The organism is Sorangium sp. So ce1153 (genome assembly GCF_051521595.1).
Lineage (GTDB): Bacteria > Myxococcota_A > Polyangia > Polyangiales > Polyangiaceae > Sorangium.
Genome location: NZ_CP150361.1, coordinates 1401056 through 1415239 on the forward strand (window position 1 = coordinate 1401056; position 14184 = coordinate 1415239).

The following is a 14184-nucleotide window of genomic DNA, read 5'->3' on the forward strand; positions in this document are numbered from 1 at the left end:
GCCCCGAAGAGGGCAGCTCCTGAGCACGCCTGGATCGCGTGACTCGCTCACTGAATGACAAGCCAAGGAGATTGCAATGAAACGTGACGTTCGCACCGGTTGGTTCGTGTCGATGATGGCCCTGTCCACGCTGGTAGTGGCGTGCAGTGACAGCGGCGGCGGGCCGAGCAGCAACGCTGGCGGCAGCGGCGGCAGCGGCGGCAGCGGCGGCAGCGGCGGCAGCACCTGCACCACCATGGTCGGCGACGGCGGGAACGGAGGGAGCGGCGGGCACGGCGGCAGCGGCGGCAGCACCGGCACCACCATGGTCGGCGACGGCGGCAGCGGCGGCAGCGGCGGCAGCGGCGGCAGCGAAGCGGGAGACCCGAACGCTATGCAGGCGTGCTTGGCTATCTGTGAGTCGCACAAGCTGTACGGCTGCGATCCGCCGGATCTGGACTGCGCCCAGAGCTGTGGCGTGGTGGTCATCCCGCTGGCCCGCCCCGCGTGCGAGGACGAGGTCGCCGCGTACTATTCTTGCTGGCTGCCTGAAGCTGCCACCTGCAAGGACGGGTTGCCCGCCGACTGCCAGGACGAGGAGGACGCGTACCTGGCGTGCCTCGACACTCACGGGTGCCGTGACCTGGACTGCGAGTACCCGCACGGCCTGGAGGGTAACGAGTGCGCGTGTTCGGCCTCGTGCATGAGCAAGAAGCACGAGGTCAAGTGCGGGCCGACCGAGGACGGCACGACGATGTGCTCGTGCCTCGTCGAGGGAGTCGAGGTCGGGACGTGTGAAGGGGCGCCCAGGGAGGTGTGTCACCTCACGCTGGGCTGCTGCCAGCAATTCTTCGACATCAACTGACCGCTCGTCTCCGCTCACCGCTCCTCCCGCCGCCTGGAGCGCGGCGTCCCGTGGACAGGCGGGTTCCTCGCAGTCGCCCCGCGGAATCGTATACGCTGCATGCATGAGTCAGGTCGTGATGCAGGCAGCGGAGTTCTCGACGGTCGCTGCGGCGGAGCAGGCCGCGGCGGAGCTGCGGCGGCTCGTCGCCGACTATGCCATCTACGAGAAGACCGCCGACGCGCCGTGGAGCGAGGGCGCCGTGCCCGCGCCGCTGGTCGAGCTCGGGCGGCGGCACGGCGTGCCGTGGCCAGGCGACGCAACGTCGCGGTTCCTGCTCAAGGGCCTCTTCAACGACGAGGCGAACGTGCTCAGCGTCGATCGCCTGGTGTTCTTCTGGGGCGGCGGCTTCGATCTCGGCGGCGCGTGGCTGCGTGAGGTGCTGCTGCGCGGGCTCGGCGCGGTGCATTCCACCGACGCGCCGCGGCTGGTGGTGCGCGTGGACGATCCCGAGGCTCGCGCGGCGGCGTCGGCCGAGTTCCTCGTCGAGGAGGACTACGAGGAGCCGTTCACGACGACGGACGACGCCTTGCTCGATCGTGCGCTGTTCACCATCACGTTCGAGCGCGACGGCGACCGCGTTCACCTGACGTTCGATGACTCGGGCGGGCAGGACTGGGCGTTCGTCGCGATGCTGCCCCAGCTCTCAGGCGACGATCCCACGCTGCGCCCCTCGTCTTGAACCGCGAGCAGGCTGCTGGGGATGATGCCCCGGTGCTCTTCCTGGACGCCGGAGCTCAGGCACCGCGTCGCGCCGGTGCAGGACCGGTTGCTCGTCGTCGACGGCCTCGACATGAAGAGCGCGCGCGGTGAGCAGCACCAGAGCGGGATCATCGCCTGGCTCACCGACTGGAGAACATCACGCGCCCGCCGCGATCGCATCCTGGAGGCGCGGGAACTCGGGCTTGAAGCCGAGATCTTCGCGGATGCGGCGGCCGTCCAGGAGGACGTCGAAGGCTCGGGCCGCTTCGCCGGCCGAGCCGTCGGGCGGTGGGGCGCCGACCGACGCGAAGACGGTGGCGAGGTCGGGGGCTTCGTCGTCGACCACGTTGTAGATGCGGTGCGAAGGCGATGCGGCGTCGAGCACGCGCGCGACAGCCTGCGCGACGTCGGCGTGATGAATCAAGGCCATGCGCTGCGACGGCGGCCAGCCGCGCATCATCGGGATCGCTTCCTCGATGTGCGGATCACCGTCGCCGTAGACGAAGGGGAGGCGGAGGACGCGCACATCGAGGCCCTCGAGGGCGAGGAGCGCGCGTTCGGCGGCGAGCTTGCTCGCGGGGTAGCCCGGTGGCGGCGCGCAGTCGTCGCCCTCGTGGGCGAGGCGGCCGCCGCTCGGTCCGTAGACCAACCCGGTGCTGGTGAAGACGAAGCGGTTCACGTTCGCGGCGCGGGCGGCGGCCGCGAGTCGTTGCGTGCCGAGGTCGTTGACGGTGTGCGCTTGTTCCGGGGTGGCGCCGCGGAAGAAGGCGGCGCAATGGACGACCGCGTCGATGCCGCGCACCGCGGGCGCGAGCGAGGCTTCGTCGAGGAGATCGCCCTTCACGGTCTCGATCCGGTGCTCGCGCAGCTCGGCGGCGCGGTTCGGATCGCGCACGAGGGCGCGGACATGATCGCCCCGGCGGGCGAGGCGCTTTGCGAGACGGCTTCCGACCTTTCCGGTCGCTCCGGTGACGAGGATCTTCATGACCGCGATGCTAGCGACGCGCGCGGGGTGGGAATTGGAAGAAGCGGACAATGTCACGCGCGGGCATGCGCGGGCATGCGCGGGCATGCGCGGGCATGCCCGCGCATGCCCGATCGGCGCGCACGTTCGTCCTCCGGTCCTCGCTGGCTGCGCTTCGCCTCGGCGTACGTGTAGCTGGAGGCGCCCAGCACGGCGACGAACAGCTCGACCTCGGTGACGGCGCCTGTGGCAGGGTCCACGAGGGTCGGCTTCCTCCCCGCGTAGTCCACGAACATCTTCTCGCCCGCGACGTGCACCTGGCGCATCACCAGGCCGCGCCGCGCGAGCCACGCCCGGTACCGGTTGCAGAAGGCGGTGTACCGCAGACCGTTGGGATGCTGCCGCAGGTACTCCAGGTGCAGCAGCTCCAGCGTCACGTGCGGCCGGTGTCGCTCGCGGCGAATCCAGGCGCAGTCGGGCTCGGCTGGCGCCACCCCCGGCTCGACGACGGCGGTGATCTCGGTGATCACGATGGCGTGAAATCCGCACCGCCCACGGAGGGCTGCAATGGTTGCCCAGGTCACCGGAACGGCTTCCCGGGCGTCGGAACGGCTTCCCGGGCGCCGGAACGGCTGCCCGGGGTCGTGTCGGAATCGGTTCCCGGGTGAGGCCGGAATACGCAGGCTATCTTGCGGCGTTCAGACTTTCAGCGTCGTGGATGTTCGCCACCACGAGTCGAGCGAAAATACATGCAGCTATAACGCGAGAGAATACACTTGCGTTGATTCAGAAAGTGAATTGAGCGTCGAACTTCGTCGACTGGGGGAAGTCTGAGATAGCGCCCTTGGGGGCTCGATCTCTTCTTTCTGCGAAATCTTGCGAGGGAAATCATGGCCATGCTCAACGAGATTTACCCGAACGATCTGTTCCGGTTCATGAACGTACGACCGCCGCAGGCGTACCGTCTAGAGAGAGCGCAGATTGATTTCGTCACCAATGCCTACGACAGGCTGTCGGCCCCCGATCTCGTGTCTGTGCAGAAGAAGGTAGGCACGCTCCATCCAAGGCTCGTCGCTGCCGACAGGCCGGAGGCGCAACTGGCTGAGGTCGACAGATACAAGAGCACAGCCGATTATATCACCTATCCCGATGACTACGCGACTCGCTTCCCAGCGCTTGCGAAGTTCCTCGCGTGGCTCGACGTGAACGCCACGGCTACGACGATGAAGGACGTGGCGACGAAGTTCCGCGATGTGTTCGGCGACGAGATCGGCAAGTTCGTGGCATCGCTCGATTTCAAGGTGTTGCTCTGTGTGCTGTGGGACAACCTGCTCGCCGGGCTCCTTTCGCCCAGCGATCCGTTCCTGGTGACGCTTGCCTGCAAGCACCTCGGCGGGCTTCACCTCGCCGAGGTGGTGGCGGCCAATCCGCGCGCCACCGAGCTGGAACCGCAGCTGTGGCAGATCTATCGCGCCAAGGCGCTGCTGCCCAAGTGGGTCTACCGGCTGCTCGCGGCGCGGAACGAAAAGGCCGATGCCGGCGTAGGCGACCAGCCGCGGCCCGGCGGCGGCGTCCGCGATGCCCAGGCGCGCTATCAAGATATCGAACGTGCGGTGCAGGAAGTCCGCGCGCTCATTCAGCGTCGATTGGACGCCCTGCTCATCGTGACCGAGAAGGGCAACGGCAGAGAGCCGCCTCGATCGCAAGAGCTCTCCGTCGACGCCTTCCGGCTGACTCGGGACGAACCTGCGAGCCTGTCCCCCTCCTCCAGTGCGCTCCTCGGCGAACTCTTCCCCGAATGGGCCCTCGGCAAACAGAGCACCCTCGACCTGGAGCGCGTGATCGAGGCGCTGCTGACGCAGTCGGCGGAGACGACGACCCGGCTCGGGAGCGAACAGCGCGAGCACAGCGTGCGCGTGGGCAATTCGATCATCACCCGCACGGATCTGTGCGTCGAGATGATCGACAAGGATCCGTGCGCCCTGTTGCCTCGCGTGACCTTCGCGTCTCGCGGCAGCTTTGTGAACAGCATGCTCATCGGCGATTGCTTGGTCACGCGGCAGCAGCTCATCAAATACACTCCCGGCGAGATAGCCCACGTGGAGGCTCTCATGATGGGGCTCACGAAGGAGCGCACGCACCGCCGCCTGAGCCGCACCGAGTCGACCACCACCACCGAGCGCGAATCGGTCAACGAGACGGAGCGCGAGACGCAGACCACAGAACGCTTCAGCATGGAGAAGGAGTCGTCGAAGACCATCGCGCAAGACTTCAAGATCAGCACGGGCATGAACGTGAGTGGCAGCTATGGCGTGACGACCGTGACGTCCAACATGGACGCCAGTTTCGGCATGTCGTCGACGCAATCTGCTCAGAACGCCGTCAAGTTTTCGCGCGATGTGACCACTCGCGCGCTCATCCGGGTCAAGGAGCTCGTGCGTCAGACGCAGACCGTCACGGTGATCAACGAAACCGAGGAGACCAGCCTCAACAAGCTCAGCAACACGACGAACGATGCGCAAAACGGCGTATACCGCTGGCTCGACAAGTTCTACCTCAACAAGATCGTCAACTACGGAAAGCGTCTCATGTTCGAGTTCGCTGTGCCCGAGCCGGCGAGTTTCTACCTCTTCCGCAAGCTGGTGAAGCCGTCGGTCGGCGCGGTGGTCGAGAAGCCCATCCCGCCTTCGGAGCTGGACGGCCCCGGCGGCAAGCTCACGAGCCCCGCGGTGCTGACCGACACGAACTACACCTTCTGGATGGCGCAATACGAGGCTGGCAACGTCGAAGCGCCACCGCAGGAATACATCACGTTTTCGCGCGCGATCAAGACCGAGACCGGCGCCTCCGGCGGCCCAGATCTCTATCACGCGATAGCCGCGGAAATTCCGCTCGACGATGGGTATGAGGCCATCTTGGGGCAGGCAAACATCAAGGGGAACGTTGCAGGCTTCGCCACCGCGGCCACGGGCGTCATCGGCACGACGGATTTTGCAGTGACTGTCGCAGGTAGTTACACAGGCAACATGGCGCTCCCCCAAATTCAAAAATCCGTCGCCCTCTCGCTGACAGCCAGGGGCGTCAGTTATGTGCTCAACGCGAATGTAAAGGCCAGGCGTTCCACCGAGCATTACGAAGCATGGAAGGTCTCGACCTACGGGAAGATCCTCGATGCTTACAATCAGAAGAAGAGGGCCTACGACGAATGGCTGAGCGCGCAATATGCCGACAGCTCCTTCGGCTTCTCCGGCGGCGGCGCAAACCCTGAAATCAACCGCGCCATCGAGCGCGAGGAGCTGAAAAAGCGCTGCCTCGAGCTGTTCACGGGCCAGCGCTGGGAGAGCTTCGACGCAGCGGTCAACGGCATCCAGAATGCGTCGGGCTACCCCGAGATCCTCTTCGCTGAGGCGGTGCGCGAGGGGAATCTCGCCAAGTTTTTCGAGCAGGCGTTCGAGTGGGAGAACATGACCTACATCTTCTACCCATATTTCTATGGTCGGAAGACCAACTGGCTGACCCTCAAGAACATGGAAGACGTGAGCGACCCGCTCTTCACCACCTTCCTGCAGGCGGGCCAGGCCCGCGTGATGGTGCCGGCGCGGCCGAACTTCGAGAACTTCCTCTTGGTGTTCAACCTCCTGGCCAACTTCCTCTCGGAGCACGGCTGCGCGTGGAACTTCACGCCCAGCGCCTTCGGTGAGCTCGGCGTATCGAACGACTTCAATGTGGGCATCGCCGATCCGGTCTATATGTCGGTCACGCAGGAGCTGGCCGCGGCCGCGGGAATGAGCGTGGACAGCGACGGCACCGTCGGCCACGGTCCCAAGGTCGTGGGCGCGTACGTGCAGAAGGTGCCGACGAACCTGGTCTATGTGATGCCGAATCCTACAACGCCACCGACCGCGCCGCCCGGCCTGCCGGACAATTCGGTGGATCCGGATATCGCCCCCTGGTTGATCTGATACAGCCATGAAAGCCGCCGGCCAGCCGCAGAAGATCTCCGTCTTCCCCATTGCGCCACCGAGGGATCTGTACGCGCAGAAGGGGAGGATCCAGCAAGCGGTCCTCGCAGCGATCAATCCCGAGCTGCCGTCGTTCGTGACGCCGGAATATGACTTTACGATCGATCCGGTTTGTGGATGGATCCGGTACGCGCTTCGGACCGATCTGTGGAATGCTAACCCCAAGAGCGCGTTGCCCGAGGACGAGCGCTCAGCCACCGCGGCTGCGCAGGAGTTCATCGCACGGCTCGCGGCGAAGTGCCGAGAGCCCGAATATCGGGCGCTGGGCATACCCCCGCTCCTGCCTGTAGAGGCACTGGCCACGATCGCAGCGGTGTCCACCGTCGTAGTGAACCACCCCGATCTGCCGTGGCCCGATCATTGGCTGTGCCGCTTTGTGGTGCGGATCAAGTCGCCGTCGCAGAAGGATGGCCACAACGATGGCCACGACGACCTGACGGTGATGGGCGCAACCATCGATATCCGGGTTGGACACAAGAGCAAGGTCGTGGGGTTTGTGAGCCATTGGCGGCCGGTATGGCTGGATCGCGCCGTGGCGGCGAAGGTTCTCCCGCAAGCCCCGTCCGACGCGCCGCCGCCATCGCTCGTCTACGTTGTCGCTGGGGAAAACTCGCCGCAAAAGTTTCTGGCGCCCTACTACTACTCAGTGACTGGACACGACGGAGAGATCCTGCCGGCGAGCAGCCACTCGTTCACTGTTTCCATGCGGTTCGCACAGAAGGAAGAGGGCGGGGCCTACGTGCTGCCGGCCATCGTCGGTAGCAGCGACGACTACACGACGAGCTGGGCCTATTGGCGCCCGGATTCCGCCTTTGACGAGGGGCTGGTCTCCATGGGACGCGCCGAGTTCATCGAGCTGCCGCCGGGCGTCTACAATGTCATGTTGCACGTCGAGGACAACCAGACGGGGGCCGTCGTGCTGTGCGAGCGCATGGCCTACGTCAAAGCCGCCGCCGAGGTCCCGACGGCTCTGGCCCCCATCGTATAAGGTTGATTGGCATGCCGAAGCTCTCGCAGAAGTTCGCCTCGAGGGGATGGACGTTCGATTACGATATGCTCGCCCGCGGAGGGCTGGTGCTGGGGAACGTCCGGCACGAGCAGTACAACTTCGCTCGCGACTTCCGCGTGGTCCGGATCTGGGTCAATCCCGACGAGCCGTGGAGCACGACCGAGCAAACTGGCACGCTCACGACGACGAAGGGCAAAAAGGACGTCAAGGGGGTGGGGACTCAGTTCAATGTCTTGCGGCCGGGACAGCAGATTTCCAACGACGCCGCGAAGACATTCTACACGATTGCCTCTATCCAGAGTCCTACCCGCATGTCTCTCACGACCGGTGCAAAGGTCGGCATATCGGCTGCGTACGTGTCGCGACTGCGAAGGGACTTTTATCTGGGAACGGAGGACTTCGATGTAGAGCCCCCCGAGGCCGACGGGACCTACGAACGACGGATGAAGCTCGACGCACCGCCTCCGTTCGACATTTATACGCATGCAAAACGTGATCGGAAAGCCAGTGCGGGGCTTATGGCCCGCTACAAGAGCAAGCACAAGGTATTCGGGTTCGATGATGACGAGGAGGACGACCATCTCGTCATCGAGCAATCGTACGTTCTGGCGAGCTACGGGATCGACCCTCCCCACGAGCCGGGGGCGTTGTTGCCCGCGGCCCGGCTCTTTCCTTTGATCAAATTCATTTACAAGGGAAATAAGGTAAAGACCATCCGGATCGATTATCGGATGGAGTTTGGCTTGGATCGATTTCTACTCAGGCTCGAGGGCCGGACGCCCGGCTCTTCACCTTCCATGCTCGCGGGCGTCTTTCGAGACACTGAACGCGCTCCGTCGGGCGCCGAGCTGGAGGATCTGTTCGAGGCACTGGAGAAGCCGGTGCTCTACGAGCTGTTCGGACGCGGATTGGTGAACGGAAAGCCGGGAATCCCGAGCTTGCCGAGACCGGGTTCTCCCCTGATCCCGACGACATGGGACAATTTTCATTTCTGGTCGAGTCCGCCGAGGGACGCCCAGGACCTGAAGAAGCTGCCCTCTACCCCGGGTGCCTTTCACGCGGTGCATATGCACTGGCGGTGGGGCGACTTTGTTGCGAGTCCCACGTTCTTTGACTTTCTAAAAGTCATTGGCGGGCGCGTTTATCAGACAGGCGATCTTCGATTGACAACAGGAGCGATAGGAGCGGGGCACCTCAAAGGGATTCAGGTCGCAGAGGGGATCGGAGGGCCGCTGCTCGACCCCCAGATTCCTACACAGACCATCCGATTCGCCATCACGAAGGCGACCGATCCCGATTACGAAAATGCGCCGGACGCCAACACCCCGGACCTGTGGAACGCAGATGAATGTCCTAGTGAGCGCGTATACGGGAACTTGTTCTTGAGCCCTGCGGGCAGGGCGACCGAGCCCAGGTACATCAGCAAGGGTGAGCACCTCGTGACCTGGTACTCGGTGGAGGTCCATGCGAAGAGCGCTGCTGAGAAAGGTCAGGAGGCATTTTCCGGAACGGTCTTGATTCACGGGCTCTATTTTGCTCACGAGGAGGAACCCCCGAGCAACGTGCACCCATTCCACAATACCATCGGAGTGGGGGCGCAGATACCTAAGTATACCGATCCTGTCCCGTGGCTGCGCTCTCCGATCGGCAAGTGATCGGCCGTACCGGCGGGTCCCTCAGACTCGACCGGAGTATCTGGGAGAGCTTTGCGTCGTTTGCATTTCCTTCTACCCTCTTCCGTCCGGACGCCACACCTACATCGCCCGCGACACCGCCGCGTTCAGCGCCACGACAGCAGGGAGCGCGGCGAGGGCGGGCGCGGCGAGCACGCAGACGGCGCCGTGCAGCGCGAGCACCAGGCCCATGGCCATGCTGAACCCCCTGAAGAGGCCGAGCAGGTCGCGCGACAGGCCCATCATGGTCATCCGGTGCGCCCGCATCGCGCCGAGGACCGCGGTCTCCGCGGCGGGCGTCGCGGGGCGACCGAGCAGCAGCGCGGTGATCGCGAGGTGCCCGAGCCCGGTGACGACCCACGCCCACGCGCCCACATGAAACAGCACCTGTGCACGGCTACTCATGACAGCCCTCGTTTCTTTGCCGCCGGTCCCTGGCGGGTGCGCTCCCCCAGCTCGTGTCGCCCTTGCCGGGCGGCCCCAGCGCGAAGGTGACGCCCAGGGCCGTGAGCCGGTCCTCGTCGAGGTAGGCGATTCCGATCGAGTCGCCACCGCGCCCCGGGCCGCCGTAGCCGCCCTCGCCCCGGTCGCGGCGCGACGCGGGCGAGGTGGGCTGTCAGGCGGCCTGGATGTAGATCCAGGCCGGTGGGTCGCTCGCGGGGAAGGACTGTCTCGAGGCCTCGTCCACGGCCTCTTCTGTCGAGGCCGGCGCGTCATCATGCGGGATCGTGCCGCCGCGATCGGCCGGTGTTTCCGGAGTCCGCCGCTCGCGCTCCTGCTCGCCCGCTTCAACGGCCCTGGTCGCCCGGCGCCCATCGCCGCTGGCCGCCAGGGCGTCGAGCGACTCCGGGTGTTCTCGCGTCGCCACCGTCTTGGTCGTCTCCATGTGAAATCCCCCATCTCTCCGGTCTCTCTCAGCGTGAGCTGGGGCCGGCGATGCGTGCCGCAAGGGGCGAATCCGCGCTGGAGCGCGGCGCGCTCGTTCGCCGGCCGCGGGCGGCGCTCCTCTCCGGCCCTGTCCGGCGCGCCGCGGGCCTTTGCCGCTCAGGGCGCGGGCTGCCTGGGGAGGAAGCGCTCCAGAACCGTCTGGCGCAGGAGCTTCGGCGGTAGGATCCCTTGGGCGAGCACGAAATCGTGGAATCGCTGCGCGTGCCGCCACGCTTGCGTTTCGGACCGGCGTCATCGGGACCCCCCGGCCGACCTGCAGGTCGCTGCCGTCCGGCCGCGTCCCCATTCCCTTCCACCCCCTCATCTCGGCTCCGCCGGCCTCCCCGCGCCGGCGGCGCGCACGTCGAGCGGCACGGTCGTCGTGCAGGTCCCCGCCGCGACCTCCACCGTGCGCCCGGCGAGCTTCACCCTGGCCGCGTCCCGGCCCCCCGCGCGGCTCAGCCGCACGAGCTCCCGGCCCGTCTTCGCGTCGTAGAAGAGATCCTCGGTCTCGATCCGCCCGGGGTCACACGCGGCGGCCGCCGCTTCGTCCTCGCTCTTCCAGGCGCGGCGCTCCGCCTCGACCGTCACGTGCACCACGTCGGGCTCGAACCGCACCTCGAGCCGCTCCTCGGGGATACACACGATCCGGTTCATCGTCGTGAGGTCCGTCGTCCGCAACACCATGCCCGCATGGAAGACGAGCAGCGAGCCGTCCGGCCGCGACAGGACGTGATCCTCGAGCTCGCCCTGGATGCTGTTCAGGTACCGCGTCAGCAGCCACGGCGAAGGGTCCGTGCAGCGATCCGTGCCGTGGCGCTCGCAGAGCGAGCGCTGCGCCTCGGCCTCCGTCGCGGGCTCCTTCTGCTCCACCTTCGGGTCGTTGTCCCGGTAGAGCTGCTCGTAGGCGTCGAGCCAGCCCCGCGCGACGACGAGCCTCGGCGCGAGGAAGTCGTCCCTGGACGGGGCCTCGCGGCGCTCGACGAGCACGCCGCACGGCATGCCGGGGCCCGCCTTGGCCCTGGCCGCGGCCGTGGGCGACAGGAGGAACGACCGGGCAAAGGCGGCGCGGGCCAGCTCGGCCTCGCCGCGCAGCTCGTCGAGCAGGCCGAGGTTGTACCAGATCTGGGCGGCGAGCTTGTCGTCGGGCCCGAGCTGCTCGGCGCGCTGCAGGTCGGCGGCGGCCGCGTCGAGGTCCGCGCCGAGGCGCATCCGGGCGTGGCCGCGCTCGGCGAGGGCGCGCGGCTCGTGCGGCATCGCGGCGAGCGCGCGGTCGAAGGCGGCGATCGCCTCGGCGTACCGGCCCTTTCGCGCGGCGGCGCGGCCCTGGCCGAGGGCGCCGAGGTACGCCTCGCGATCCACCGGCGCCGCCTCGACGCGAGGTGACCCGGGCAGCGCGGCGGCCGAGCCGCCGGGCGCGGGGGCGAGCCCCGCGGCGCCGCCCGAGGCGAGCGCCTCGGGCGCCGGCTGGAGCGCGGCCGAGGGATCCGGCGCGCAGTCGCGGCACCCGGACGCGGCGAGGACCAGAACGAGCGGCAGTGAACGACACACACGCATCGGTCGCCCAGGATAACGCCTTCCGGGTTCATTTCGGCTTCGCGGAGGAGCGCTTCTTCCCTCCCACGCCTTCATCCCAGTACGGCGGCTTCCCGAAGGCGGTGACGAGATGGTCGGCGAGCGCGCGGAGCTTGGCCGAGGGGCGCCGCCCCTCCGTGTGCGCGATGAAGATGAACTCGGGCTCGGGCTGGGCGCCGACGTCGATGACGCGCAATTCACCTGCCCTGAGCGCCGCGCCCACGATGAACGTCGGCAGAAGAGCGACGCCGAGGCCGGCGACGGCGGCGTCCCGCATCATGTCGCCGTTGTTGACGCGGAGGCCGACGCGCGCCCGCACGAGCACGGCGCCGTCCGGCCCCGGGAAGCGCCAGTCGGCGATGCCGCGGTTCGTGTAGAAGATGCCCCGATGCTCCTCCAGCTCCGCGATGGACGCCGGCGCGCCGTGGCGCGCCAGGTAATCCGGCGAAGCGACGAGGAGACGCTGGCTCGGCGCAAGGCGCCAGACCACGAGGCGCGAGTCGACGATGGGCCCGTGCCGCACCACCGCGTCGTGGCCGGCGGCGGCAGCGTCCACGCGGCGGTCATCCAGATCGAGCGTCAGCTCGATCCCCGGGTGCTGCAAAAGGAAGGGGTAGAGCGCCGGGCCGAGGTGCATGCGCCCGAAGGTCACCGGCGCCGACAGCCGGAGGGGGCCCGCCAGGGTGCCGCGCCGCGCGGCGAGGTCGGCGGTCGCGTCGTCGACCTCGCGGACGATCCGGACCGCCCGCTCCAGGAACGCCGCCCCATCTTCCGTGAGCGACAGCTGGCGCGTCGTGCGGTGGATGAGGCGCGCGCCCACGCTCTTCTCGAGCTCGGCCAGGCGCTCGCTGACGACGGACTTCGACAGGCGCAGGCGCCGCGCCGCCTCGCTGAGCGAGCCCGCCTCGGCGACGGCCACGAACGTCGCGATGCCCTCGAGCTTCATCGTTCGGCGTTTCCGAAATCCAGTTCCACCGACGGGAGCCTACTCCGAACGCGCGCCGTGCTCTACACTCTCGCCTGTCAGAGGGGCTGACGCGCTGGCTGATGGCGGCGCCCTCTCCCCTCTTTCGCGCAGCAAGGCTGACCGTCTGTCGCTCGGCCCCTGGGACGCCGCGCGCCGGACAGGAGAGAAGGATCATGGGACGTTTGCAAGACAAGGTGGCACTCATCACGGGCGCGAGCGCTGGCATCGGCGAGGCCACCGCCAGGCTCTTCGCCGCCGAGGGGGCGAAGGTCATCCTCGGGGCGCGGCGCGAGAGCGAGCTCGCGCGCCTGGTGAACGAGATCGAGAAGAGCGGCGGGCGCGCCGCCGCGCTGGCCGGCGACGTGCGCTCGGAAGACTACGCCAAGGCCCTCGTGGCGCTGGCGACAGAGAAGTTCGGCAAGCTCGATATCGCCTTCAACAACGCGGGTACCCTGGGCGAGGGGGGCCCCAGCACCGGGGTCTCCGAGGCCGGCTTTCGCGACACCCTCGCCGTGAACCTCACCAGCGCGTTCCTCGGCGCCAAGCACCAGATCCCCGCGATGCTGAAGCACGGCGGAGGGTCGATCATCTTCACCTCGACCTTCGTCGGCTACACCGTCGCGTTCCCGGGCACCGCCGCGTACGCCGCGAGCAAGTCCGGCCTGATCGGCTTGACGCAGGCCCTCGCCGCCGAGTTCGGGCCGCAAGGCGTGCGGGTCAACGCCGTCCTGCCGGGCGCCGTCGACACCGCGATGTACCACGAGGCGAACAGCACGAAGGAGTCGCAGGCGTTCATCACGAGCCTCCACGCCCTCAAGCGCGTCGCGACCCCGGAGGAGGTGGCCCGCTCTGTGCTCTACTTCGCCTCGGACGATTCCTCCTTCGTCACCGGGACGGCCGCGCTGGTCGACGGCGGCCTCTCCATCACGCGCACCTGACCCGAGGAGGAGGCGAGGGGAGTCGAGGCGAGGAGGAGGGGCGAGAGCCGCGCCACACGTCGTCGCCCCGCAATGGGTCGGCGGGCTCTCGCCGTCTTCTCCGAGCGCGCTCGCGTACGACAGGCCGCTGTGCGCTGCGCTCGACGGCTTCACCTCACACGCAGCGACGCGCGCCGGTGCGCACCCTGCCGCGGCGAGGGAGGCGCTGCTGCGTTACGTGCTGCGACCCCCGATCGCAAAGGAGCGCGTCGCGCCGCAGCAGGACGGCCTGGTGCGGCTGTCGCGGAGGCGCGCCTTCGCTGACGGGACTGTCGCGGTGGACATGGATCCGCTCCCGCACCTGTGCCGCCTCGTCGAGCACGCGGGCGCCCGGGGCGACGCCGGCGAGCCGGAGCGCGTCTGCGGCATACTTCTCGAAGTGAGGGACGATATCGGCCGCGTAGTCGTCGGCGACCCTGTTCCACGCCACCGGGGTGGCGAGGGGGCTCGGGGGCTGGGTCATCAGCGACGGTGCTACCACGGGC

Annotated in this window: 13 protein-coding genes; 6 read left to right on the forward strand and 7 right to left on the reverse strand. The window is 67.4% G+C overall.

Annotated elements, in window-relative coordinates; all coding sequences use genetic code 11:
• The first annotated feature begins 76 nt into the window (after positions 1-76).
• Positions 77-844 (forward strand): hypothetical protein, encoded by a 768-nt coding sequence (locus WME85_RS04955; protein ID WP_437835587.1) that lies wholly within the window; start codon positions 77-79, stop codon positions 842-844.
• Positions 845-947: 103 nt separating this feature from the next.
• Entirely contained in the window at positions 948-1565 is a 618-nt protein-coding gene (locus tag WME85_RS04960) for a hypothetical protein (protein ID WP_437307893.1), read from the forward strand.
• A gap of 177 nt (positions 1566-1742) precedes the next feature.
• Here the strand turns inward: WME85_RS04960 and WME85_RS04965 are convergent, their stop codons facing one another.
• Positions 1743-2570, reverse strand: a complete 828-nt coding sequence (locus WME85_RS04965) for an NAD-dependent epimerase/dehydratase family protein (protein ID WP_437835589.1) — start codon at positions 2568-2570, stop codon at positions 1743-1745.
• 53 nt (positions 2571-2623) lie between these two features.
• The gene (locus WME85_RS04970) at positions 2624-3079 is read right to left on the reverse strand and encodes a hypothetical protein (RefSeq protein WP_437835592.1); all 456 of its coding nucleotides are present in this window, start codon (positions 3077-3079) and stop codon (positions 2624-2626) included.
• A 360-nt stretch (positions 3080-3439) separates the two neighbouring features.
• On the opposite strand from WME85_RS04970, the gene WME85_RS04975 reads away from it, so the two are divergent.
• The 3 genes from WME85_RS04975 to WME85_RS04985 are packed head-to-tail and all read left to right on the forward strand — an operon-like array spanning position 3440 to position 9235.
• Positions 3440-6511, forward strand: a complete 3072-nt coding sequence (locus tag WME85_RS04975) for a hypothetical protein (protein ID WP_437835594.1) — start codon at positions 3440-3442, stop codon at positions 6509-6511.
• 7 nt (positions 6512-6518) lie between these two features.
• Complete coding sequence (locus WME85_RS04980; protein ID WP_437835596.1) at positions 6519-7559, forward strand: hypothetical protein; 1041 nt, start codon at positions 6519-6521, stop codon at positions 7557-7559.
• Between the two features lie 11 nt (positions 7560-7570).
• Positions 7571-9235 (forward strand): hypothetical protein, encoded by a 1665-nt coding sequence (locus WME85_RS04985; RefSeq protein WP_437835597.1) that lies wholly within the window; start codon positions 7571-7573, stop codon positions 9233-9235.
• Positions 9236-9334: 99 nt separating this feature from the next.
• Here the strand turns inward: WME85_RS04985 and WME85_RS04990 are convergent, their stop codons facing one another.
• The 4 genes from WME85_RS04990 to WME85_RS05005 all read right to left on the reverse strand — a co-directional run bounded on the left by WME85_RS04990 (position 9335) and on the right by WME85_RS05005 (position 12701).
• Positions 9335-9658, reverse strand: a complete 324-nt coding sequence (locus WME85_RS04990) for an LIC_13387 family protein (protein ID WP_437835599.1) — start codon at positions 9656-9658, stop codon at positions 9335-9337.
• Positions 9659-9869: 211 nt separating this feature from the next.
• Positions 9870-10139, reverse strand: coding sequence for a hypothetical protein (locus WME85_RS04995; RefSeq protein WP_437835601.1), 270 nt, complete (start codon positions 10137-10139; stop codon positions 9870-9872).
• A 362-nt stretch (positions 10140-10501) separates the two neighbouring features.
• Positions 10502-11731, reverse strand: coding sequence for a tetratricopeptide repeat protein (locus WME85_RS05000; RefSeq protein ID WP_437835604.1), 1230 nt, complete (start codon positions 11729-11731; stop codon positions 10502-10504).
• Positions 11732-11765: 34 nt separating this feature from the next.
• Complete coding sequence (locus WME85_RS05005) at positions 11766-12701, reverse strand: LysR family transcriptional regulator (protein ID WP_437835606.1); 936 nt, start codon at positions 12699-12701, stop codon at positions 11766-11768.
• Between the two features lie 194 nt (positions 12702-12895).
• Between WME85_RS05005 and WME85_RS05010 the strand changes: the two genes are divergently transcribed.
• Entirely contained in the window at positions 12896-13660 is a 765-nt protein-coding gene (locus tag WME85_RS05010) for an SDR family oxidoreductase (protein WP_437307905.1), read from the forward strand.
• A gap of 154 nt (positions 13661-13814) precedes the next feature.
• Here WME85_RS05010 and WME85_RS05015 read toward each other — a convergent pair whose 3' ends face one another.
• Positions 13815-14162, reverse strand: coding sequence for a hypothetical protein (locus WME85_RS05015; RefSeq protein WP_437835608.1), 348 nt, complete (start codon positions 14160-14162; stop codon positions 13815-13817).
• Positions 14163-14184 lie beyond the last annotated feature (22 nt).

Coding starts and splice junctions, on each gene's coding strand:
- WME85_RS04985 (WP_437835597.1), top strand. CDS start 7,571: ATGCCGAAGCTCTCGCAGAAGTTCGCCTCGAGGGGATGGACGTTCGAT.
- WME85_RS04955 (WP_437835587.1), top strand. CDS start 77: ATGAAACGTGACGTTCGCACCGGTTGGTTCGTGTCGATGATGGCCCTG.
- WME85_RS04965 (WP_437835589.1), bottom strand. CDS start 2,570: ATGAAGATCCTCGTCACCGGAGCGACCGGAAAGGTCGGAAGCCGTCTC.
- WME85_RS04990 (WP_437835599.1), bottom strand. CDS start 9,658: ATGAGTAGCCGTGCACAGGTGCTGTTTCATGTGGGCGCGTGGGCGTGG.
- WME85_RS04995 (WP_437835601.1), bottom strand. CDS start 10,139: ATGGAGACGACCAAGACGGTGGCGACGCGAGAACACCCGGAGTCGCTC.
- WME85_RS05010 (WP_437307905.1), top strand. CDS start 12,896: ATGGGACGTTTGCAAGACAAGGTGGCACTCATCACGGGCGCGAGCGCT.
- WME85_RS05005 (WP_437835606.1), bottom strand. CDS start 12,701: ATGAAGCTCGAGGGCATCGCGACGTTCGTGGCCGTCGCCGAGGCGGGC.
- WME85_RS04980 (WP_437835596.1), top strand. CDS start 6,519: ATGAAAGCCGCCGGCCAGCCGCAGAAGATCTCCGTCTTCCCCATTGCG.
- WME85_RS04975 (WP_437835594.1), top strand. CDS start 3,440: ATGGCCATGCTCAACGAGATTTACCCGAACGATCTGTTCCGGTTCATG.
- WME85_RS05015 (WP_437835608.1), bottom strand. CDS start 14,162: ATGACCCAGCCCCCGAGCCCCCTCGCCACCCCGGTGGCGTGGAACAGG.
- WME85_RS04960 (WP_437307893.1), top strand. CDS start 948: ATGAGTCAGGTCGTGATGCAGGCAGCGGAGTTCTCGACGGTCGCTGCG.